Consider the following 21,754-nt stretch of genomic DNA (forward strand, 5'->3'; position numbering starts at 1 on the left):
TCGCTGCGTCACAGGGTGGGGGCCATGAGCGATGAGAGTACGAAGGCGACGATCGAGGTCATCGGTCTGCGTAAACGCTTCGGGCCGCAGCTGGCCCTGGACGGAATGACGTTCACCGTGCGGCCCGGACGGGTGACCGGCTTCGTCGGCCCGAACGGCGCGGGCAAGTCCACCACCATGCGCGTGATCCTGGGCCTTGACGCGGCGGAGGAGGGAAAGGCCCTGGTCGACGGGGTGCCGTACCGCACCCTGCATCGCCCGCTTCGGCATCTGGGGGCACTGCTCGACGCCTCCGCGCTGCAGCCGAGCCGCACCGCCCGTAACCACCTGCTGTGGCTGGCCCACTCACAGGGCGTGCCGGCCCGGCGCGTGGACGAGGTCATCGAACAGGCCGGTCTGGGCACGGCGGCCCGGCGAAAGGCCGGCGGCTTCTCGCTGGGCATGCGCCAGCGCCTGGGGATCGCGGCGGCGCTGCTCGGTGACCCGCCGGTGGTCATGCTGGACGAGCCGTTCAACGGCCTCGACCCCGACGGCATCGTGTGGATGCGCGGCTTCCTGACGGAGCTGGCCCGGCAGGGCCGCGCCATCCTGGTCTCCAGTCACCTGATGAGCGAACTCGAAGACACCGCGGACCATCTCGTGGTGATCGGCCGCGGCCGGGTCGTCGCGGACACCAGCGTGTCCGCGCTGCTCGCCGAGGCGTCCGGCGGCCGGGTCACCCTGCGTACCTCCGCGCCTCCGCGCGCCGTCCAGGTCCTGCACGGTGCGGGTGCCACCGTTCGCGCCACCGGCCCCGACACCCTCGGCGTCACGGGCCTGCCCGACGAGGAGATCGTGGCCCTGCTTGCCCGGAACGGGGTGCCGTTCTCCCAGGTGTCCGCGCACCGGGCGACGCTCGAAGAGGCATACATGGAGCTCACCCGGGACGCGGTGGAGTACCGCGGCATCCCGGCAGGCGAGGCCACGCGATGACAGCCACCCTCATCCCTCGCCCCCCGGCCACGAGGCGCGCTGAGCCGAGCGGGTTCCTCAGGACGCTGCACGCCGAGTGGACGAAGTTCCGTACGGTACGCGGCTGGGTCCTCGCCATGGCGGGGGCGCTCCTGGTGACGGTCGTGGTCGGCCTGCTCGGAACGGCCGCCCCCGCCCCCGGCGGTCGCGGCGCCGGCTCCGCCTCGTATCCGAAGGGCCCCCGCGGCGAGGCCGTCAATGACAGCTTCTACTTCGTCCACAAGACGCTCACCGGCGACGGCGCCCTCACCGTTCCCCTGCGGTCCCTGACCGGTGTGGCCGACACCGGGACCGGCAAGACGGCCCAGGGCGCCCAGCCCTGGGCGAAGACAGGGATCATCGTGAAGGAAAGCCTCACCCAGGGATCCCCGTACGCGGCGGTCATGGCCACCGGCGGCCACGGCGTGCGCATGCAGTACGACTACACGCACGACACGGCGGGCCCTTCCGGCAAGGTTTCCCAGGAGTCCCCGCGCTGGCTGCGCCTGGTCCGCTCCGGTGACCGTCTCACCGGTTCCACCTCCACCGACGGCTCCCACTGGACCAAGGTCGGCCGTGCGAAGCTGCCGGGGCTTGCGCGCACCGTGCAGGCCGGGCTCTTCGCGACGTCACCGGAGGCGAAGCAGGACACCGCGGCGGGCACGGGCTTCAGCCCCGCCGTGGCCACCGGCGCCTTCGGCCGCCCCGCCCTCACGGGCGACTGGTCCCAGGGAGCGTGGAGCGGCACACAGGTGGGCGGCGACGCGGGCACCTCCGGCAGCTACACGAACACCACCAAGGGCGGCTTCACCCAGACCGACAGCGGCGGGTTCACCGTGACCGGGGCCGGTGACATCGCACCGGTCGTCGGCGGGCCCGTCATGGGCGTCGGCTTCTCCGTCGAGAACTTCCTCGTCGGCACCTTCGCCGGGCTGATCGTGGTGATCGCCGTGGGCACGGTGTTCATCACTGGCGAGTATCGGCGCGGTCTGCTGCGCGCGACCATGGCGGCAACTCCCCTGCGGGGCCGGGTGCTTGGTGCCAAGGCGCTGGTGGCCGGGGGCGTCGCGTTCGCCATGGGCCTGGTGGCCGCCGCGATCACCATTCCCGTCGGGGAACGCAGCGCGCGTGGCAGGGGCTTCCATGTCTTCCCCGTCACGTCGGCGACCGAAGTGCGCGTCATGGTCGGCACGGGCCTGCTCTGCGCGGCCGCCGCCGTGCTCGCTCTCGGCGTCGGTGCCCTGCTGCGGCGCAGCGGCACGGTGGTCGCCCTGGTCATCGCGTCGATCGTGCTGCCCTTCCTGCTTGCCACCCCCGGCGTACTGCCCCCGGGCGTCTCAGAGTGGCTGCTGCGGGTGACCCCGGCTGCGGGCTTCGCCATCCAGCAGACTCTGCCGCAGTACGCGCAGGTGCTCAGCGTGTACGAGCCGTCGACCGGCTACTACCCGCTGGCGCCATGGGCCGGCCTCGCCGTGCTGTGCGGATACGCCGCGTTCGCCTTCGGTCTGGCCGTGGTGCGGCTGCGCGGGAGGGACGTATGAGTCTCCTGAGCGGTGCACGACTCACGAGCACGGCGGACGGCGCGTGGCGAGGGGACTTCGGCCGTGCCCTGCGCGCGGAGTGGACGAAGCTGCGCACCGCAGGGGACATGGGCAGGTTGCTCCTGCTCGCCGTCGCGCTGACCGTGGCCGTCGGCTGCGGCACCGCCAAGGCCGTAAAGTGCCCGGACGCGGGGTGCGGCCAGGACGCCGTCAAGCTCGCCCTGACCGGCGTCACCGTCGGGCAGGCGGTCATCGCCGTCTTCGCGGTGCTGGCCGTCAGCGGCGAGTACGGCACCGGGATGATCCGCACCACGCTCATGGCGGTGCCGAACCGGATCACCGTCCTCACCGCCAAGGCGACGATCCTCACCACGGTCGTCCTCGCCTTTGGGACGGCTGCCGTCCTGGTCTCCCTCCTCGCCGGCCGCTACATCCTGCCCGGCAACGGATTCACCGAGGCGCACGGTTATGCCCCGCTGTCCCTGGCCGACGGCCCGACCCTGCGCGCGGCCGTGGGCTCGGTCCTCTACCTCGTCCTGATCGCCCTGATCGGCCTCGGCGTGGCGACGGCGGTACGGGAGGCGGCGAGCGCCATCGGGATCGTGCTCGGGCTGCTCTACCTCTTCCCGGTCGTCACCCAGGTGATCAACGACCCGGAGTGGCAGCGCCACCTCCAGCAGATCTCGCCCATGACCGCCGGACTCGCGGTCCAAGCCACCGTCCATCTGCACGAGCTGCCCATCGGCCCATGGGCCGGCCTGGGCGTGCTCGCCACGTGGGCCGCGGCCGCGCTGCTGGTCGGCAGCCTGCTGCTGCACAGGCGCGACGCGTAGCCGAACCGAGCCGTCCGCGAGCACGGTGGCTTCCGGCCCCTCCCCGGCCCGGCACCTCACCCGGTCAACGATCCAGCCGATCGGGAGCGACGCCGGGCGGGCGGGTCTTCAGGATGCCGACCCGGCCCCACTGTCCGCCGCCGATCGGGCGGCTTCCGCCTCGGGCACGGTGCGAGGGCCGGGCACCATGGACGCCGTGGCGGCGAGGGCGAGGTGTGAGTTCATGTCCAGCTCGAACCGACCGTAGGGGTTCACGTGGGTCCAGAACAGCGGAGACAGGGCCCGCCGGTCGGCGTCGGTGAGCCGCTTCTGCCACTTCTCCTCGCTCAGGATGTCCTGAAGGAGCAGGGTGTTGACGTGCACCAGAACGGACTGGAGCAGGTGCACGAGCATGGAGACCTCCTGGGACTCCTTGTCGGAGCCGGTCAGGTCGCCATCCTTGCCGTAGAACAGGTCGTGGTTGGCGGAGTTCCAGTTCTCCACGACCTGGAGCCCGTCGTTGATCTCGCGCCGCAGGTCGGTGTCGGCGAGGTAGTCGCAGATGAACGCCGTACGCACTGCCCGCCCGAGTTCCTCAATCGCGCGATAGTGGGGTGCTTGGACCCTCCGCGGGTGAAGCGACGCAGGACCTGCTCAGCCGCGGCCGTGCCCAAGCGCAGGGCGGTGGTGTACTTCACGATCTGGTCGTACTGCTGGCGGATCAGGTCCCAGTCGATCGTCTTGGTCGACGGCACCGGCGCCAGGTGCGGCCACTTCTCGTCCTCCCCGGCCGCCGGCCGGTACAGCCGCGCCGAGCCGACGTTCTTCAGCCTGGGGAGCAGGTCCAGACCTCGATCAGGTCCTCCGGTTCCCATTCCTGCCGCACCGCGCGCTCCCTCCGGTCGTCATGACCGGACCTACGTCGCCGAGTGCAGCCACCGATGAACCCAGAAGATCGAGAACCCTGACAAGCGCACCCAGATCCGCTACAGAGAGCTACTTGTCACTTCGCGGCAGCTTCGGGAGAACAGGGCCTGTTCCCCCGCGGCACGGCAGGCCGGTGGCCCGGCTCCTCCCCGTTCGGCCCATCCCCACCCGCCCCCCGAACGCCATTCGCGCCATGGTCGTAGGAGCAGTGCGCGCGGGGCGTTCCCGGTTCAGGAGGGGTGGTTGCTGCCGTGGGCTACAGGGTCGGTCCGGGCGCGGGGGCGTCCGCCAGCGGGCGGGGGCTGGTGCGGCGGCGCCGACGGCGGTGGGTGCGCGTCACGGCGTTCGGGGCCACGGCTCTCCTCGTGGCGGCCGGCGGGGCCGGCTGGGCCGTGTACGCGAAGCTCAGCGGGAACATCACGCCCGACGAGGCGGCCGCCGCCGAACTCGCGCGGTACGACAAGGAGCGGCCCACCTCCCTGGTCAAGGACGCCCGGAACATCCTGCTGATCGGGTCGGACTCGCGTGAGGGGACCGGCAACGCCCGCTACGGGCGGGACTCCGGCACCGAGCGGTCCGACACCACGATCCTGCTGCACCTGTCGACGGGCCGGGGCAGTGCCACCGCCGTCTCCCTCCCCCGGGACCTGATGGTGGACCTGCCGGGCTGCCGGCGCCCGGACGGGTCCCGCAGCGCGCCCCGGTTCGCCATGTTCAACCAGGCCTTCCAGCTGGGCGGTTCGGCCTGCACCATCCGGACCGTGGAGAAGCTGACCGACATCCGCATCGACCACCACGTCGTCGTCGACTTCCACGGCTTCAAGAAGATGGTCGACGCGGTCGACGGCGTCGAGGTGTGCCTGCGGGAGCCGATCGACGACCGGGCCGCCAAGCTGCGGCTGCCCGCCGGGCACGTGACACTCGACGGCGAGCAGGCCCTCGGCTACGTCCGCGCCCGCAAGTCCCTCGGCGACGGCAGCGACACCGAGCGGATGGAGCGGCAGCAGCGATTCCTCGGGGCACTCGTCAACAAGGTGCGCGGCAACGAAGTCCTGCTGAATCCGGTGAAGCTGTATCCCGTGCTGGATGCCGCCACGTCGTCTCTCACCACCGACCCGGCACTGGCCAGCTTGCGTGGTTTGTACGACCTTGTGCGCGGCCTGCGCGACATCCCCATGGAACAAGTGCAATTTCTGACCGTCCCCCGGGAGTCGTACGCGTACGACGCGAATCGCGACCAACTCGTGGAGCCCGCGGCGGACCGGCTCTTCGAGCGGCTGCGTACGGACGCACCCCTGGTCGTGGCGGGGAACGGCCCGCCGGCTGCCGCCCCGCTGCGCCTGTCCGGCGCGCGCGAGACGTCGTACGGGGACGCACATCCGGGCCCCCACCTCGAACCCGCCGTCACCGTTTCTCCTCCACCGACGTATCGGGGGAACACGGCAGCCGAGGACACCTGTGAGTAAAGCGGGCACCAAGGCCACTCCAAGGCAATGAACTCTCCACCCGGGAAATAGGCGAATTGCCCGAGTGTGTGAACGTGGCGTGGGTCACCGTCGTCGCCCGGCGCCGAAAGGGCCGGTTAGTGTGAGCGATCCGGTGCGCCCGGCCCCCGGGGACGGTCCCGAGGTCGCGCACTGTGTGACCGAGACCCGGGCGCCTTGGAGGGGGAAGGCGCCGCGTCCCCCGACGGAGGAATCAGGCAACCGTGGACGCGCAAGGCCGTGGGCGGGCGGACGACATCGACCCCGCAGATCAGTGGGTGCTCAACCCGGACACCGGCGAGTACGAACTGCGACTGGGGCCTTCGGCGCCGCAGTCGGGCGTCCCCGCACCTCGCAGGCCCCGCCCTTCCGAGGCGGCCCCGCCCGCGCGCGGCCGTACGGAGACCCGCGGACGGACGGAGGCGCCCGGCCGGTCGCGGCCCGAGACGCCCGGCCGCGCGGTGCCCCCGCCGCGCAGACGCCGCGGGGCGCCGGAGGAGCCGCTGCCGGGACGGCGCGGACGACGCCCGGCGAAGAAGGCCTCGAAGAGCAAGAAGGTCCTGCTGTGGACCGGCGGCACGATGGCGTTCGTGCTGGTCGCCGGCGCGGGCGCCGCGTACTTCTACATCGAGCACCTGAACGACAACATCGCGTCCGTCTCCGACGACGGCGCGAGCACCGGTGGCTTCAGCAAGGACAAGGCGATCAACATCCTGCTGATCGGCACCGACAAGCGCACCGGCAAGGGCAACGACAGCTACGGCGACGCGGGCAGTGTCGGGCACGCCGACACCACGATCCTGCTGCACGTCTCCAAGGACCGCTCGAACGCAACCGCGCTGAGCATCCCGCGTGACCTGATCACCGACGTGCCGGACTGCCCGACGACGCAGGAGGACGGCACCCAGAAGATCATCCCCGGCACGCGGCAGGTCCGCTTCAACACGAGCCTCGGCCAGGACGGCCGTACGCCCAGCTGCACGATGCGGACCGTGACCGAGCTGACCGGGGTCAAGCCGGACAACTTCATGGTCGCGGACTTCAACGCGGTCAAGACGCTGACCAGCGCGGTGGGCGGGGTCGAGGTCTGTGTGGGCAAGGACCTCGACGACCCGGACTCGCACCTGAAGCTGTCCAAGGGCATGCACACCATCGAGGGCGAGCAGGCGCTGGCCTTCGTGCGCACCCGGCACGCCGTCGGCTTCGGGGGGGACCTGAGCCGGATCGGGCTGCAGCAGCAGTTCCTGAGCGCGCTGATGCGCAAGCTGAAGTCCAACGACACCCTCACCAGCCCGTCGAAGATGCTCGACCTGGCCGAGGCGGGCACCAAGGCGCTGACCGTCGACTCGCAGCTGGACAGCATCGGCAAGCTGAAGGACCTCGGTCTGGAGCTGGGCAAGCTCAACACCAAGAACCTGACCTTCACCACCACGCCGGTGATCGACAACCCGACGGAGAAGGTCAAGTCCACCGTCGTGCTGAACGAGTCGACGGCCCCCCAGGTCTTCGACATGATCAGGAACGACGTCTCCTTCACCGCCGTCAAGGAACAGAAGAAGAAGGAGGCCGCCGCGGTCGCCGCCCGCCTGAAGGGCACCAAGGCTGCGGCCTCCGACGTCCGGGTGCGGATCCTCAACGGCGGTGCCGTAGCCGGCAGCGCCCAGGAGACCCTCAGCTGGCTGCAGAACGAGGAGGGCGTGACCAAGTCCGAGAACGCGGGCAACGCACCCGCCGCGCTGGCGAAGACCACCCTCGAGTACGCGCCCGACCAGGCCGACCAGGCACGCCGCCTCGCCGACATCATGGGTCTGTCCGGGTCCGCGATGAAGCCGGGCAAGAGCGTGACCAACGACCAGGGGCTGCCCGCGATGACGCTGACCCTCGGCAAGGACTTCGAAGGGGCGGGGGTCTCCCTCACCGCACCCACCAAGGCACCGGAAGGGGTGCAGAAGTCCACCGCTGACAAGGTGGAGTGCGCCAAGTAACGTGCTTTTACTTCGCGTTCGCCAAAGTTCCTTCAAACAAATGGGCGGGATTGCCCAGTTGTGAGAACGTGCATTTTCTCACCCGCGTCGCTTGACGCCGAAGTGTGCGGATAGTGTGTGCGATCCAGTGCTCTCGCCCATGAGCTCCGTCCTGGGGGAGTGCACTGCTTGACCAGCACCGTGCGCCTTCCGGGGGAGGGCGCCGCGTGGCCCGACGGAGGAACAGGCAACCGTGGACGCGCAAGGCCGTGGGCGGGCGGACGACGTCGATCCCGCAGACCAGTGGGTACTCAACCCGAACACCGGCGAATACGAACTGCGACTGGCCCCTTCCACAGCGCAGTCGTCCGTTCCCGGGCCGCGTGGTTCCGGTGGCCGTGGCCCGACCAGGGCGGGCGGTGCGGCACGTGCCCGCCGGGCCGAACCCGCCCGGCGTTCCGGGGCTGCGGCATCCGTCGGTGAGGCTCCCTCCCCGCGCAGACGCACCGGCGCCCCGGCCGACGCCGCCGCCGGACGGCGCGGGCGCCGTCCGGAACCGAAGAAGGGGAAGGGCAAAAAGGTCCTGATGTGGACCGGCGGCTCCCTGGCCCTCGTGCTGATCGGGGCGAGCGGGGCCGCGTACCTCTACTACGAGCACCTCAACAACAACATCACGTCCGTCTCCGACGACGGCGCCGGCACCGGCGGGTTCAGCAAGGACCGCGCGATCAACATCCTGCTGATCGGCACCGACAAGCGCACCGGCAAGGGCAACGAGGGCTACGGCGACAAGAACAGCGCCGGGCACGCGGACACCACGCTCGTACTGCACGTCTCCAAGGACCGTACGAACGCCACGGTGCTGAGCATTCCGCGCGACCTGATCACCGACATCCCGGACTGTCCGACGACGATGGAGGACGGCTCGGAGAAGGTCATCCCGGGCAAGCAGCGCACCCGCTTCAACAACAGCCTGGGGCAGGAGGACCGCACGCCGAGCTGCACCATGCGCACGATCACCGAGCTCACCGGGCTGAAGATGGACCACTTCATGGTGGCCGACTTCAACGCGGTCAAGACGCTGACCAGCGCGGTGGGCGGGGTCGACGTCTGCCTGGCCAAGGACATCAAGGACCCCGACTCCAAGCTCGACCTGCCCAAGGGCGAGCACACGATCGAGGGCGAGGATGCGCTGGCCTTCGTCCGGACCCGGCACTCCGTGGGCTTCGGCGGTGACCTGAGCCGGATCGAACTGCAACAGCAGTTCCTGGGCTCGATGATGCGCAAGCTGAAGTCCAACGACACCCTGACCAGCCCGTCGAAGATGATCAAGCTGGCCGAGGCGGGCACCAAGGCGCTGACCGTCGACTCGCAGATCAGCACGATCAAGAAACTGGCTGATCTCGGGGCGGAGCTGGGCAAGTTCGACACGAAGAACCTCACGTTCGCGACCGTGCCCGTCGTCGACAACCCCGCGGAGAAGGTCAAGGCCACGGTGGTCCTGAAGGAGCCTCAGGCCCAGCAGCTGTTCGCGATGGTCCGCGACGACGTGTCGCTGACCGCCGTGAAGCAGGAGAAGAAGAAGGAGAAGGCCGCCGAGGCCGCCCGGCTGAAGGGCACCAAGGCACCGGCCTCCGAGGTCCGGGTGCGGATCCTCAACGGCGGTGCCGTCGCAGGCAGCGCCCAGGAGACCCTCAGCTGGCTGCAGGTCCAGGAGGGCGTGACCAAGTCCGAGAACGCGGGCAACGCCGAACAGCCGCTGGCCAAGACCACGCTGGAGTACGGGCCCGACGAGGCGGACCAGGCGCGCCGGCTCGCGGAGATCATGGGCCTTTCGGGGGCGGCGCTCAAGCCGGGCGAGAGCGTGACCAACTCCCAGGGGCTGCCGTCGATGACGCTGACCCTGGGCAAGGACTTCGAGGGCGCGGGCGTTCCCCTCACCACTCCGGCGAAGGTGCCGGACGACGTGCAGAAGGCCACCGCCGACAAGGTCGAGTGCGCGAAGTGACCTGACCGTCCCCTCCTGCGTCTAACAGGTGGACGGAGCAAGCCCGGACGAATCGGCCGGGCGTACATCCGACCGGGCATGTCAGAGGTCCAACCGGAAGCGGGGACGACCCTGCTCCGGCGGAGCGGTGGGGGAACCCGTGGTCCGGACGGACACGGGTCGCCGTGATCCGAACACGACGCGGGGCCAACCCGTGGGTCGGCCATTGGGGTGGGGAGGCAGGGGTATGGCGCAGAGTGACGTGCGCGCAGGCGGCACACGGCCCGATGCGGGCGGCCTGGCCCAGGACGAGCGTCCGGGGACGGCGGCGCCCGCCGAGGGCGGGGGCGAGGGGGCCAGAGGCGGCCACGGCCGTCGGCACGGCCGGCGGCGCGGCGGCGGACGCCGGATATTGCGCTGGTCCGCGATCGTTCTGTCGCTCCTGATACTCGGGACGGCCGGCGCCGGATACCTCTACTACCGCCACCTCAACGGCAACATCGACAAGGGCAAACGCAACAGCGGCGAGTCCGACGTCAAGAAGACCGGCCCCAACGCGGCGGGCCAGACCCCGCTCAACATCCTGCTCATAGGCTCCGACAGCCGGAACTCGGCGGAGAACGTCAAGCTCGGCGGCGGCAGGGACAACGTCGGCAGCAAGCCCCTGGCGGACGTGCAGATGCTCCTGCACGTCTCGGCGGACCGCGAGAGCGCGTCCGTGGTGAGCATCCCGCGGGACACCCGGGTGGACATCCCCAAGTGCGTCGACCCCGACACCGGGGAGAAGTACCCGGCCAAGAACACGATCATCAACGAGACCCTCCAGCGCGGCGGCCCGGGCTGCACCCTCGCCACCTGGCAGAACCTGACCGGTGTGTACATCGACCACTGGATGATGGTCGACTTCGCCGGAGTGGTGGACATGGCGGACGCCGTCGGCGGTGTCCCGGTCTGCGTCAACCAGAACGTGTGGGACCGGCCGCTGCCCGGCCAGGGCGGCGGCTCCGGACTGAAGCTGAAGGCCGGCACGCACAAGGTGCAGGGCAAGGAGGCGCTGCAGTGGCTGCGCACCCGCCACGCCTGGGGCAGTGACCCGCTGCGCGCCAAGGCGCAGCACATGTACATGAACGCGATGATCCGGACGCTGAAGCAGCAGAACGTCTTCACCGACACCGGCCGCCTGATGGGCCTGGCCGAGGCGGGCACGAAGGCACTGAAGGTGTCCGAGGAGATCGGCACGGTCAAGGAGCTGTACGACCTCGGCATGCAGCTGAAGTCGGTTCCGACGAACCGCATCACGATGACGACGATGCCGTGGATCGAGGACCCCCTCAACCGCAACCACCTGGTGCCCAAGCCGGAGGACGCCGACACCTTGTGGGCGATGCTCCGCGACGACGTCTCCTTCGACAAGAGCGGCAAGGCCCGCACGGCCACGGACGCGGACCCGTCCCCGGCCTCGGGGAAGGCCACCGGGCCCGCCGCCGCGCCGGCCGCGGGGCTGTCGGTCTCCGTCGTCAACGGCACGGCCGGTGACGGCCGGGCCGCCGTTCCCCAGCGGGCCGCCGCGATCGTGGCGGCGCTGCAGCGGGAGGGCTTCACCCGGGCCGTCTCCGCGAGCGGGCAGGACCCGCAGGCCCGGACCCAGGTGACGTACCCGAAGAGCACGGGCGAGCAGGGCCGGGCCAACGCGCTGTCGGTGGCGAAGGCGGTCGGCGTCCCGAGCAGTCAGGTGCGGGCCACGGACGACGTGACCACCACGCTGACCATCGGCAGCGACTGGCGGGAGGGCACGACCTACCCGAAGCAGAAGGCGCCCGAGGCGGGCGACCTGCCCGACTCCGCGGACGCGCTGACCGCGGACAAGACGGAGTGCATGGACGTGTACCAGCCCTACCAGTGGTGAACGTCTCCGCGGCATGAGAGAGCGGGGCCCGCCGTCCTCCCGGACGGCGGGCCCCGCTCCGCATCCGGGGGCGGGTCAGCGGCGCAGTGCCTCCGCCGGCTGGATGCGGCCGGCGCGCCAGGACGGGTAGAGACCGGCGAGTACTCCGGTCGCCAGGCCGACCAGGGGGGCGGTCACGACCGTCGCCGGATGGATGACGGGCGTCCACTCGCGGTGGACGGCCATGACGACGACGGTCACCGTGCCGAGGCGAAGAAGGCGTTCACCGCCTGGTCCGCCTGTATGAAGGAGCGGGGCTACTCCTACTCCTCCCCCATGGGCGCTGTGGAGGACAAGCGGTTCACCACGTCGGCCACCGCCTCGTCCGAGGAGATCCGCGTCGCCCAGGCCGATGTCGCCTGCAAACGCGAGCACAACGTGATCGGCGTCTGGTACGCCGTCGAGGTCGCGTACCAGGAGCGGGCGATCGAGAAGAACGAGCAGTTGCTGAACACGCTCAAGGAACGCAAGAGCACCATTCTGAAGGCCGCGGCCGCCGCCGGGGCCCGCTGACCCGCCGGGACGAGCACCGCACTGCGGTCTCCGGCGTACGCACACACCAGGGGCCCTTCCCGAACGGGAAGGGGCCCTGGCCGCGTCGGGTCAGCTCGCGGCGGCGTCGGCGCGCACCGCGGGGCGCCGGGAGGCGATGACCTTCTTCGCCAGCGCCCGCGGGCTGGTCAGGAAGCCCCAGCCCCACGACATGTGCATGGTGGCCAGCGCCACGGGGATCTGCAGCCGCGCCTTCAGCGGCAGGCCCTTGCCCGCCGGGACCGAGCCGAGCAGGATCGCCGCGAGATAACCGCCCGGCACCACGAAACCCCACGGGGTCAGCAGGGCGCCCACCAGGATCCCGGCCCCGATCGCGCACACGGCGGCCGGCGGGGCGAGGTAGCGCAGGTTGATCGAGCCCTCGTGGAAGCGGGCGACCACGTGCCGCCAGCGACCGTAGTCCTTGTACTGCTTGGCGAGCGCCTTCACGCTCGGCCGCGGCCGGTACGACACCTTCAGCTCGGGTGAGAACCAGATGAGGCCGCCCGCCTCACGGATGCGGAAGTTCAGCTCCCAGTCCTGGGCGCGGATGAACTCCACGTTGTAGCCGCCCTGCCGTTCCAGCGCCTCGCGCCGGAACACACCGAGATAGACGGTCTCCGCCGGGCCGGCCTGGCCACCGGTGTGGAAGGCGGCGTTGCCGACCCCTATCTTCGAGGTCATCGCGGCGGCGACCGCGTGCTCCCAGTCGTTCTCGCCCTCGGCGTGCATGATGCCGCCGACGTTCTGCGCGCCGGTCTCCTCCAGGAGGCGTACCGCGGTCGCGATGTAGTTCGGCGAGAGCATGCCGTGCCCGTCGACGCGGACGACGATCGGATGCCGGGAGGCGCTGATCGCCGCGTTCAGCGCCGCGGGCGTACGGCCGGTGGGGTTGGGGACGGTGTGGACACGCGCGTCTTCTGCCACGAGCTCGGCGGCGATCTCGTCCGTGCGGTCCGTGGACGGACCGAGGGCGATCACGACCTCCATCTCGCCGGCGTACTCCTGCGCGAGGATCGCTTGGACTGCTCCCCGCAGATGCCGCTCCTCGTTGAGGACGGGCATGATCACGGAAACGGCGGGGAGCCGCACGTCGGGATTGGCGTTCATAGGGGGGTCACGTTACCGCGAACGGGGGACACCGTTGCGCGCCGCCGGGGCGGTACCGCGGGCCGCAGATCGTATCGGCCTACGGTTTCACAGATCCCACGTACGGCCGTCGTCCGGAGGTGTTCCCATGCCCACGCCGCCGCGGTCCTCCCGGTCCACCGCCGGCCCCCAGCGCCGCCCGCAGCCCCCGTCCTCCCGCCGCGCTCCGCGCAGGCCCGCACCGCCCGCGCGCAGGCCGCGCTGGGCCCTGCGGGCGGTCACCACGCTGTCCGTGGTGGTCCTCGCCTCCGCCGGCATCGGGCACGCGGTGATGACCAGCCTGGATGCGGACATCGCCCGGGTCGACCCCTTCAAGGACATGAAGAACCGCCCGCAGGCGGGCCACGGCATGAACCTCCTGCTCGTCGGCACCGACGGCCGGGAGAAGATCGGCCAGGAGGAGCGCCGCACGTACCGGCTGGGCGGCGCACCCTGCCACTGCACCGACACGATCATGATCGTGCACATCTCGGAGAACCGGGACCGGGCCAGCGTGGTGAGCCTGCCGCGCGACTCGTACGCGGTGACGCCGGCGCATGTCGACCGTACGTCCGGCGAGCGGCACGACGGACACCCCCTCAAGCTGAACGCCGCGTACGCCGAGGGCGGGCCGCAGCTGACCGTACGCACCGTCGAGAACATGACCAAGGTGAAGATCGACCACTACCTGGAGGTCGACTTCACCAGCTTCATGAAGACGGTGGACGTGGTCGGAGGCGTGCAGATCTGCACGGCCGACCCTTTGCGAGACAGCTACACCGGGCTGAACCTCCCGGCCGGCCGGCACACGCTCCGGGGCGGGCAGGCGCTCCAGTTCGTGCGCGCCCGGCATGTCGACGGGGCCTCCGACCTGGGCCGCATGAAGCGGCAGCAACGCTTCATGGCGGCGCTCGTGGAACGGATCACCTCGTCCGGGATCCTCCTCAACCCGATGAAGTTCCGGGACGTGACGCGGGCGGTGCTGGGCTCGGTACGGGCCGACAAGGGCTTCGGCACGGACGAGATGCTGGACCTGGGCCGGGCCATGCGGAACTTCTCCCCCTCCTCCTCCGAGTTCACCACGGTCCCGATCGGGCGCATGGGATACGCCGTGAAGGGCGTCGGCTCCACGCTGAAGTGGGACCCCGTGAAGGCAGAACGCCTCTTCCACGCCCTGCGCGAGGACCAGCCGCTGTCGGTGCACCGGCCGCGCGGCGCCGCCCTGGTCGTGTCGGTCGCCCCGCAGCAGATCCGCGTCCAGGTGGAGAACGGCACCCGCACGCCCGGCCTGGGCCGCAGGGTGGACGCGGCCCTGGCGGCGACGGGCTTCCGCACGACCCGCGCGCCCGTGAACGCCGCCACCCTCGACGTGAAGCGCACGGTCGTCGCCTACGACCCCCGCTGGGACCGCTCGGCCAAGTCCCTCGCGACCGCCCTGCCGGGCAGCGAGCTGCGCGCGGTCACGGGCCTGGGCGCGACCCTGAAGGTGATCGCGGGCCAGGACTTCGAACGCGTCCGCAAGGTGCGGGCCGAGGACCCGGGACAGGGCGAGTTCGGGGTGGTGCGGGGGGACGAGGTGGCGTGCGGCTAGGGCCTGTCGTTTGGATCAGGCCACAGGAGACGCACGGTACTGGTCGATGCAGGTGAGCGGGGTCTGGTGCGTGCAGCTGGAAGGCGGAGGAGGGCGTCGACGCGGAGCGTCGGCAACCGACGACAACGCGGCAGATGTGCGTGCCAGACCCCGCGTCTGTGGCGTGATCCAAACGACAGGCCCTAGGAGCCCGGGCGGTGCGGGTCAGTCCTCGAAGCCCTCTGCCGCTCGCTTTTCCCGCAGATCCATGATCGCGCGGCGGCGCGCCAGGCGGTGGGTGCGGCGGATCTGGGCCTCCTGGTAGCGGCGCTTGTCGCGCTCCGTCTCCGGGAGGACCGGCGGGACCCGGCGGGGCTTGCCGTCGGCGTCCACCGCGGCGAAGACGAGGTAGGCGGAGCCGACCTGCGTGGGCGGGGCGGACTCGTTCCAGCGTTCGGCCAGGACCCGGACCCCGACCTCCATGGACGTCCGGCCGGTCCAGTTGACCTGTGCCTTGACGTGCACCAGGTCACCGACGCGGACCGGCTCCAGGAACGCCATCTCGTCCATGGACGCCGTGACCGCCGGCCCACCGGAGTGCCGTCCGGCCACGGCCCCCGCCGCGTCGTCGACCAGCTTCATGATCACCCCACCGTGCACGGTCCCCAGAAGGTTCGTGTCGTTGTGGGTCATGATGTGGCTGAGGGTGGTGCGGGAGGCCGAAGTCGGCTTGCCCGGGATGTCCGGACTGCCGGAATCCGCAGCTGGGGCCTGGTCTGTCATGGCCTCTACCTTAAGCCGAGGCTGCGCGTGGGGGTTTTGTGTCAGCTTCGCCACAGCCGTGCTCTGATTTTCCGACGACTCTTGTATGGCGCACTACGGAGACCTGCACACTGGGGCGCATGAATGACTGGCCCGAGGGATTCTCCGGTGACAACCGCGGCAACCGCTTCGGACGCGGCAGCTCGAGCGCTCAGCCCGAGAGCGCCCGCGTCATGCGGCAGGTCCGCCGCGGCCCGGCGGCATCGCCCGGGCAGGCGGGATACGGCGGTGCCCCGCCGTACGGCGGCGGCGTACCGCAGCAGCCGTCCTACGTGGACGGCGGTGGCTACGGCCCCCGTGACGGCTACGACAGCGGCTACAACACCGGCCAGGTCTACGGCTCCCCCGGCGGCAGAGGCCCCGGCGGCCCGGGCGACGGCATGTACGAGCCGCGTCCCGCGCCGGACTGGCGCCGGCGTATCAAGGTGACGGCCATCACGCTGGTGACGCTGCTGGTCGTGACGAGCGTCGGCACGTACTTCTGGGCCGACTCCAAGCTCAACCGCGAGGTCGACCTGTCGAAGGTCATCGACCGTCCGGAGGCGGGCGAGGGCACGAACTACCTGATCGTCGGCTCCGACAGCCGCAAGGGCATGTCCGCCGAGGAGAAGAAGAAGCTGCACACCGGGTCCGCCGAGGGCAAGCGCACGGACTCGATGATGATCCTGCACACCGGTGGCGGCGCTCCGACGCTGATCTCGCTGCCGCGCGACTCGAACGTCACGATCCCGTCGTTCAAGGGCTCCGACTCCGGCAAGCTCTACCCGGCCACGGGCCGCCAGACCAAGCTGAACGCGGCCTACGCCGAGGACGGCCCGGAACTGCTGGTCCGCACGGTGGAGGCCAACACGGGCCTGCACATCGACCACTACGTGGAGATCGGCTTCGCCGGCTTCGCGAACATCGTGGACGCGGCCGGCGGCGTCGAGATGGACATCCCGCAGGACATCAAGGACACCAAGTCCGGTGCGGACCTGAAGAAGGGCACGCAGACGCTGAACGGCGAGCAGGCCCTCGCCTTCGTCCGCACCCGCTACGCGCTCGCCGGCTCCGACCTGGACCGTACGAAGAACCAGCAGAAGTTCCTCTCGGCCCTGGCCAACCAGGTCGCCACCCCGGGCACGGTCCTGAACCCCTTCAAGCTGTACCCGACCATGAGCGCCGGCCTCGACACCCTCGTGGTCGACAAGGACATGGGCCTGTTCGACCTGGCGTCCATGTTCTGGGCGATGAAGGGTGTCAGCGGCGGCGAGGGCAAGTCGATGAACATGCCGATCGCCGGCAACTCCGCCAACGGCAACCTCCAGTGGGACACCGCGAAGATGAAGACGCTGGTGAACCAGCTGAAGAACGACGAGAAGGTCACCGTCTCCGGCAACTGAGCGGGCAGGCGACGGCGAAGGGGGCACCCGGGCGGGTGCCCCCTTCGCCGTGAGGCGGTACTCACATCGAGGCGCCCGACATCGAGCGGCACGACTCGGCGCAGCGGCGACAGGCCTCGGCGCAGCGCATCATCTGCGCGTCCTCCGGCATGGACATACACGCCTCGGCGCACATGTCACAGGCCCGGGCGCACATCGCGCACATGTCGGCCATGAGCGGCGAGCGGCGCATCATCATGTCGGCGCACATGCGCGTCATCTCGGCGCAGTCCATGACGGCGCGCATGATCTGCATCTGGGCCGGGCCGCCCATCTGCAGGCAGGAGCTCATGGTCTCCTCGCACACGCTGTGGCAGGTCATGCAGGTCTGGACGCAGTCCTGCATCTCCTGGCTCAGCGGGGTGGTGGTGGCGGGCTGCTGGGTCATGACGTCCTCCCAGGGGGTGGCGGGAGCCGCGGATCGGCACCCGCTCCTCTCGTCCTACGCCTCCGGCCCCATGAGCACCACAGGGCGGACCTCCCGTGTGCGGCCGTCTTCGTCTGTGAGGCACGACTCAGCGGGCTCTGCGTGAAAGCGCCGACAGCGGCAAAAAGGGGTTGCAGGCGCGCCGGGGCCCGGCGCGGCAGGGCGGGGGCGGGGCAACCGTGCAGGGGGAGACCCACACATGACACAGCAGATGTACGACGAACCGCGGACCTCGGGTCCGGGCGGTCGGAGTGATCAAAACGGCCGGAGAGGTCGGAGAGGTACGGGTTCGGGAGGTCCGCAGAAGCAGCGGCTGCGCAGGCGGCTGGAGCGGTTGATCGGCATCGCCGCGACCGAGGGCAACGAGCTGGTGCCGCTGCGCAACGGCGACGAGATCTTCCCCGCGATGCTGGCCGCCATCCGGGCCGCCGAGCACACCGTCGACATGATGACGTTCGTGTACTGGCGCGGCGACATCGCCCACGAGTTCGCCGCCGCTCTGGCCGAGCGGGCCCGCGCGGGTGTCCGGGTGCGGCTGCTGCTGGACGGCTTCGGGGCCAAGGAGATAGAGCCGGACCTGCTGGACGCCATGGACGAGGCAGGCGTCCAGGTGGCCTGGTTCCGCAGACCCACCCGCCTGTCACCGATGCGGCAGAACCACCGCTGCCACCGCAAGGTGCTGGTCACCGACGAGCGCACGGCCTTCACGGGAGGCGTGGGCATCGCGCAGGAATGGTGCGGTGCCGCCCGGAACCCGGACGAGTGGCGCGACACCCATGTACAGGTCCGCGGGCCCGCCGTGGACGGCATCGCCGCGGCCTTCGCCCAGAACTGGGCCGAGTGTCACGACGACCTCTACGACGAGCACGACCGCTTCACCGCCCAGGAGCAGCCGGGACATGCCACGGTCCAGGTCGTGCGGGGCTCTGCCTCCTTCGGCTGGCACGACATGCAGACGGTCCTGCGGGTCCTGATCACCTCGGCGCAGGAACGCCTGCGGCTGGCCACGGCCTACTTCGCCCCCGACACCTACTTCGTCGACCTCCTGGCCGCGGCGGCCCGTCGCGGGGTCAGGGTCGAGATCCTGCTCCCCGGACCGCACACCGACCAGCGGGCGTGCCTGCTGGCCGGGCGGCAGCACTACCAGACGCTCGTGGACGCCGGCGTGGACGTGCGGGAGTACCAGCCGACGATGCTCCACACGAAGATCATGACGGTGGACGGGGTCTGCTCCCTCATCGGCTCCACGAACTTCAACCGCCGCTCCACCGAGCACGACGAGGAGGTCGTGCTGGCCGTCCTCGACGAGGACTTCACCGCGCAGCTCGACGCCGACTTCGAGGCCGACAAGGAGCGGAGCGAGCCGATCGATGCCACCCGCTGGAAGCGGCGCCCCCTCACCGAGCGCCTGGCCGAGGCAGCGGTGACCCCGATCCGCCGCTTCCTGTGAGAACGCCGGGGGCCGGAACTTCCGGCCCCCGGAAGGCGGGTTACGGCAGGTTGCGCGCCATGACGATGCGCTGGACCTGGTTCGTGCCCTCGTAGATCTGCGTGATCTTGGCATCGCGCATCATGCGCTCCACCGGGTAGTCGCGCGTGTAGCCGTATCCGCCGAGGAGCTGGACGGCGTCCGTCGTGACCTCCATCGCCACGTCCGAGGCGAAGCACTTGGCGGCGGCGCCCAGGTAGGTGAGGTCGGCGTCGACGCGCTGGGAGGCGGCGGCGGCCTGGTAGGTCAGGGCGCGGGCGGCCGAGATCTTCATGGCCATGTCGGCGAGCATGAACTGGATGCCCTGGAAGTCGGCGATCGGCTTGCCGAACTGCTTGCGCTCCTGGACGTAGCCCTTGGCGTAGTCGAGGGCGCCCTGGGCGATGCCGAGGGCCTGGGCGGCGATGGTGATGCGGGTGTGGTCGAGGGTCTTCATCGCCGTGGCGAAGCCGGTTCCCTCCTCGCCGATCATGCGGTCCGCGGGGATGCGGACGTTGTCGAGGTAGACCTCGCGGGTCGGCGAGCCCTTGATGCCGAGCTTCTTCTCGGGGGCGCCGAAGGAGACCCCCTCGTCCGACTTCTCGACGACGAAGGCCGAGATGCCCTTGGAGCGCTTGGCGGGGTCGGTGACGGCCATCACCGTGTAGTACTCGGACTCGCCGGCGTTGGTGATCCAGCGCTTCACGCCGTTGAGGATCCAGTGGTCGCCGTCGCGGACGGCCTTGGTCTTCATGCCGGCGGCGTCGGAGCCGGCGTCCGGCTCGGAGAGGCAGTAGGAGAACATGCCCTCGCCCTTGGCGAGCGGGGTCATGTACCGCTTCTTGAGGTCCTCGGAGCCGGAGAGGATCACCGGCAGGGAGCCCAGCTTGTTCACGGCCGGGATGAGGGAGGAGGAGGCGCACACGCGGGCGACCTCCTCGATCACTATGACGGTGGCCAGCGCGTCCGCGCCGGAGCCGCCGTACTCCTCGGGTACGTGCACGGCGTGCAGGTCGTTCGCGACCAGGGCCTGGAGGGCCTCCTGCGGGAAGCGGGCCTCCTCGTCCACCGCGGCGGCGTGCGGCGCGATCTTCGCCTCGGCCAGCGAGCGGACGGCGTCACGGAGCATGTCGTGCTCCTCGGACGGGCGGTACAGGTCGAAGTCAGCCGATCCGGCCAAGGTCTCTCACGCTCCAAAACGCTGCGATGGTGACGCTAACTACCGTTAAGTAATCAAAAGTTTATGGGGTCGCCCACCCGAGTGATACGTGAGCTAGGCGACAGCGGAGAAGTTGCCCGGTGAGGCCCGCCGCCATGCCCCGGATATGCTCGGGCGCGCACCGCATGCCGTAGACCCCTGGAGCACCCCATGGCCCTGAAGATCACCGTGATCGGCACCGGTTATCTCGGCGCGACACACGCGGCGGCCATGGCCGAGCTGGGCTTCGAGGTTCTCGCCCTGGACGTCGTGCGCGAGAAGATCGAGAAGCTGGAGCGCGCCGAGGCCCCGATGTACGAGCCGGGCCTCGAGGAACTGCTGCGCAAGCATGTCGCCGGCATCGAGGGCTCCAGCGGCCGGTTGCGCTTCACCCAGGACTGGACGGAGATCGGCGCGTTCGGCGATGTGCACTTCGTCTGTGTGAACACCCCGCAGCGGCACGGCGAGTACGCCTGCGACATGAGCTACGTCGACTCCGCGATCGCCTCGCTCGCCCCGCATCTGCACGGCCCGGCGCTGGTCGTCGGCAAGTCGACCGTGCCGGTCGGCTCCGCTGACCGCCTCGCGGCCTACCTGTCCGCGCACGCGCCCGCCGGACAGGACGCCGAGCTGGCGTGGAACCCGGAGTTCCTGCGCGAGGGTTTCGCCGTGGACGACACGCTGCACCCCGACCGTCTCGTGGTGGGCGTGCGCAGCGAGCGGGCCGAGAAGCTGCTGCGGGAGGTGTACGCGACGCCGATCGCCGAGGGCTCGCCGTTCGTGGTGACGGACTTCCCGACCTCGGAGCTGGTGAAGACCTCCGCGAACTCCTTCCTCGCCACGAAGATCTCCTTCATCAACGCGATGGCGGAGGTGTGCGAGGCCGCGGGCGGTGACGTGGCCAAGCTGGCGGAGGCCATCGGGTACGACGACCGGATCGGAAGGAAGTTCCTGCGGGCCGGGATCGGCTTCGGCGGCGGGTGTCTGCCGAAGGACATCCGGGCGTTCATGGCGCGCGCCGGTGAGCTGGGCGCGGACCAGGCGCTGACGTTCCTGCGGGAGATCGACTCGATCAACATGCGCCAGCGCGGGCAGATGGTGGAGCTGGCCCGGCAGGCGCTGGGCGGCGGGCCGTTCCTGGGCAAGCGGGTGGCGGTGCTGGGTGCGACCTTCAAGCCCGACTCGGACGACGTGCGGGACTCCCCCGCGCTCAACGTGGCCGGGCAGATCCACCTGCAGGGCGGCCAGGTCACGGTCTACGACCCGAAGGGCATGGACAACGCCCGCAGTGTGTTCCCGACCCTCGGCTACGCCGACTCGGCGCTGGACGCCGTGCGCGGCGCCGACATCGTGCTGCATCTGACGGAGTGGCGGGAGTTCCGGGAGCTGGACGCCGAGGCCCTCGGCGAGGTCGCGGCGGCGCGGGTCATCCTGGACGGCCGCAACGCACTGGACCCGCAGCTCTGGCGCAAGGCCGGCTGGACGTACCGGGCGATGGGGCGCCCGAAGGCCTGATCGCGGGCGGACGCGCGGACGCGG

Annotated in this window: 17 protein-coding genes and 1 pseudogene; 12 read left to right on the forward strand and 6 right to left on the reverse strand. The window is 70.4% G+C overall.

Translation table 11 applies throughout. The features are described from left to right. The first annotated feature begins 24 nt into the window (after positions 1–24). From ACZ7EG_RS14355 to ACZ7EG_RS14365, 3 genes are read left to right on the forward strand one after another with little or no spacing between them, the layout of a single operon-like run. The gene (locus ACZ7EG_RS14355; protein WP_471077188.1) at positions 25–972 is read left to right on the forward strand and encodes an ABC transporter ATP-binding protein; all 948 of its coding nucleotides are present in this window, start codon (positions 25–27) and stop codon (positions 970–972) included. Beyond that, entirely contained in the window at positions 969–2,531 is a 1,563-nt protein-coding gene (locus ACZ7EG_RS14360; protein ID WP_471077191.1) for a DUF1349 domain-containing protein, read from the forward strand. Before ACZ7EG_RS14355 ends, ACZ7EG_RS14360 begins: the two co-directional genes overlap by 4 nt. Then, a complete protein-coding gene (locus ACZ7EG_RS14365) occupies positions 2,528–3,364 on the forward strand; it encodes an ABC-2 transporter permease (RefSeq protein WP_471077194.1) in 837 nt (278 codons plus the stop codon). Before ACZ7EG_RS14360 ends, ACZ7EG_RS14365 begins: the two co-directional genes overlap by 4 nt. A gap of 108 nt (positions 3,365–3,472) precedes the next feature. Here the strand turns inward: ACZ7EG_RS14365 and ACZ7EG_RS14370 are convergent. Continuing rightward, positions 3,473–4,218: pseudogene (locus tag ACZ7EG_RS14370) on the reverse strand (Tn3 family transposase). Positions 4,219–4,509: 291 nt separating this feature from the next. Between ACZ7EG_RS14370 and ACZ7EG_RS14375 the strand changes: the two are divergent. The 4 genes from ACZ7EG_RS14375 (at position 4,510) to ACZ7EG_RS14390 (ending at position 11,611) form a co-directional block, all read left to right on the forward strand. Further along, the gene (locus ACZ7EG_RS14375) at positions 4,510–5,736 is read left to right on the forward strand and encodes an LCP family protein (RefSeq protein ID WP_471077197.1); all 1,227 of its coding nucleotides are present in this window, start codon (positions 4,510–4,512) and stop codon (positions 5,734–5,736) included. A 242-nt stretch (positions 5,737–5,978) separates the two neighbouring features. Then, entirely contained in the window at positions 5,979–7,739 is a 1,761-nt protein-coding gene (locus ACZ7EG_RS14380) for an LCP family protein (RefSeq protein ID WP_471077200.1), read from the forward strand. A gap of 232 nt (positions 7,740–7,971) precedes the next feature. Beyond that, positions 7,972–9,726 (forward strand): LCP family protein, encoded by a 1,755-nt coding sequence (locus ACZ7EG_RS14385; RefSeq protein ID WP_471077203.1) that lies wholly within the window; start codon positions 7,972–7,974, stop codon positions 9,724–9,726. A 226-nt stretch (positions 9,727–9,952) separates the two neighbouring features. Beyond that, positions 9,953–11,611 (forward strand): LCP family protein, encoded by a 1,659-nt coding sequence (locus ACZ7EG_RS14390; RefSeq protein ID WP_471077206.1) that lies wholly within the window; start codon positions 9,953–9,955, stop codon positions 11,609–11,611. 75 nt (positions 11,612–11,686) lie between these two features. On the opposite strand, the gene ACZ7EG_RS14395 is transcribed toward ACZ7EG_RS14390, so the two are convergent. Next, the gene (locus ACZ7EG_RS14395; RefSeq protein WP_471077209.1) at positions 11,687–11,836 is read right to left on the reverse strand and encodes a hypothetical protein; all 150 of its coding nucleotides are present in this window, start codon (positions 11,834–11,836) and stop codon (positions 11,687–11,689) included. Here ACZ7EG_RS14395 and ACZ7EG_RS14400 point away from each other — a divergent pair. Further along, positions 11,825–12,163, forward strand: coding sequence for a hypothetical protein (locus tag ACZ7EG_RS14400; protein WP_471077212.1), 339 nt, complete (start codon positions 11,825–11,827; stop codon positions 12,161–12,163). The two genes, ACZ7EG_RS14395 and ACZ7EG_RS14400, sit on opposite strands and share 12 nt — an antisense overlap. Before the next feature lie 90 nt (positions 12,164–12,253). On the opposite strand, the gene ACZ7EG_RS14405 is transcribed toward ACZ7EG_RS14400, so the two are convergent. Further along, positions 12,254–13,291, reverse strand: coding sequence for a glycosyltransferase family 2 protein (locus ACZ7EG_RS14405; protein ID WP_471077215.1), 1,038 nt, complete (start codon positions 13,289–13,291; stop codon positions 12,254–12,256). A gap of 127 nt (positions 13,292–13,418) precedes the next feature. On the opposite strand from ACZ7EG_RS14405, the gene ACZ7EG_RS14410 reads away from it, so the two are divergent. Further along, positions 13,419–14,900 (forward strand): LCP family protein, encoded by a 1,482-nt coding sequence (locus tag ACZ7EG_RS14410; protein ID WP_471077218.1) that lies wholly within the window; start codon positions 13,419–13,421, stop codon positions 14,898–14,900. Between the two features lie 204 nt (positions 14,901–15,104). On the opposite strand, the gene ACZ7EG_RS14415 is transcribed toward ACZ7EG_RS14410, so the two are convergent. Then, complete coding sequence (locus ACZ7EG_RS14415; RefSeq protein WP_053675667.1) at positions 15,105–15,662, reverse strand: acyl-CoA thioesterase; 558 nt, start codon at positions 15,660–15,662, stop codon at positions 15,105–15,107. A gap of 119 nt (positions 15,663–15,781) precedes the next feature. Between ACZ7EG_RS14415 and ACZ7EG_RS14420 the strand changes: the two genes are divergently transcribed. Further along, the gene (locus tag ACZ7EG_RS14420) at positions 15,782–17,083 is read left to right on the forward strand and encodes an LCP family protein (RefSeq protein ID WP_471077222.1); all 1,302 of its coding nucleotides are present in this window, start codon (positions 15,782–15,784) and stop codon (positions 17,081–17,083) included. A gap of 61 nt (positions 17,084–17,144) precedes the next feature. Here the strand turns inward: ACZ7EG_RS14420 and ACZ7EG_RS14425 are convergent, their stop codons facing one another. Further along, positions 17,145–17,510 (reverse strand): four-helix bundle copper-binding protein, encoded by a 366-nt coding sequence (locus tag ACZ7EG_RS14425; protein WP_471077225.1) that lies wholly within the window; start codon positions 17,508–17,510, stop codon positions 17,145–17,147. Positions 17,511–17,748: 238 nt separating this feature from the next. On the opposite strand from ACZ7EG_RS14425, the gene ACZ7EG_RS14430 reads away from it, so the two are divergent. Next, positions 17,749–18,999, forward strand: coding sequence for a phospholipase D-like domain-containing protein (locus ACZ7EG_RS14430; RefSeq protein WP_471077228.1), 1,251 nt, complete (start codon positions 17,749–17,751; stop codon positions 18,997–18,999). 40 nt (positions 19,000–19,039) lie between these two features. Here ACZ7EG_RS14430 and ACZ7EG_RS14435 read toward each other — a convergent pair whose 3' ends face one another. Then, on the reverse strand, positions 19,040–20,197 hold the full coding sequence (locus ACZ7EG_RS14435; RefSeq protein WP_471077231.1) for an acyl-CoA dehydrogenase: 1,158 nt from the start codon (positions 20,195–20,197) through the stop codon (positions 19,040–19,042). Positions 20,198–20,386: 189 nt separating this feature from the next. Between ACZ7EG_RS14435 and ACZ7EG_RS14440 the strand changes: the two genes are divergently transcribed. After that, positions 20,387–21,730, forward strand: a complete 1,344-nt coding sequence (locus ACZ7EG_RS14440; protein WP_471077234.1) for a UDP-glucose dehydrogenase family protein — start codon at positions 20,387–20,389, stop codon at positions 21,728–21,730. Positions 21,731–21,754 lie beyond the last annotated feature (24 nt).

Source organism: Streptomyces sp. NPDC037100, assembly GCF_055606225.1.

Excerpts from the sequence above, each read along its gene's own strand:
- ACZ7EG_RS14355 (WP_471077188.1), top strand. The coding sequence starts at position 25 with ATGAGCGATGAGAGTACGAAGGCGACGATCGAGGTCATCGGTCTGCGT.
- ACZ7EG_RS14360 (WP_471077191.1), top strand. The coding sequence starts at position 969 with ATGACAGCCACCCTCATCCCTCGCCCCCCGGCCACGAGGCGCGCTGAG.
- ACZ7EG_RS14365 (WP_471077194.1), top strand. The coding sequence starts at position 2,528 with ATGAGTCTCCTGAGCGGTGCACGACTCACGAGCACGGCGGACGGCGCG.
- ACZ7EG_RS14390 (WP_471077206.1), top strand. The coding sequence starts at position 9,953 with ATGGCGCAGAGTGACGTGCGCGCAGGCGGCACACGGCCCGATGCGGGC.
- ACZ7EG_RS14395 (WP_471077209.1), bottom strand. The coding sequence starts at position 11,836 with ATGGCCGTCCACCGCGAGTGGACGCCCGTCATCCATCCGGCGACGGTC.
- ACZ7EG_RS14405 (WP_471077215.1), bottom strand. The coding sequence starts at position 13,291 with ATGAACGCCAATCCCGACGTGCGGCTCCCCGCCGTTTCCGTGATCATG.
- ACZ7EG_RS14410 (WP_471077218.1), top strand. The coding sequence starts at position 13,419 with ATGCCCACGCCGCCGCGGTCCTCCCGGTCCACCGCCGGCCCCCAGCGC.
- ACZ7EG_RS14415 (WP_053675667.1), bottom strand. The coding sequence starts at position 15,662 with ATGACAGACCAGGCCCCAGCTGCGGATTCCGGCAGTCCGGACATCCCG.
- ACZ7EG_RS14420 (WP_471077222.1), top strand. The coding sequence starts at position 15,782 with ATGAATGACTGGCCCGAGGGATTCTCCGGTGACAACCGCGGCAACCGC.
- ACZ7EG_RS14425 (WP_471077225.1), bottom strand. The coding sequence starts at position 17,510 with ATGACCCAGCAGCCCGCCACCACCACCCCGCTGAGCCAGGAGATGCAG.
- ACZ7EG_RS14430 (WP_471077228.1), top strand. The coding sequence starts at position 17,749 with ATGACACAGCAGATGTACGACGAACCGCGGACCTCGGGTCCGGGCGGT.
- ACZ7EG_RS14440 (WP_471077234.1), top strand. The coding sequence starts at position 20,387 with ATGGCCCTGAAGATCACCGTGATCGGCACCGGTTATCTCGGCGCGACA.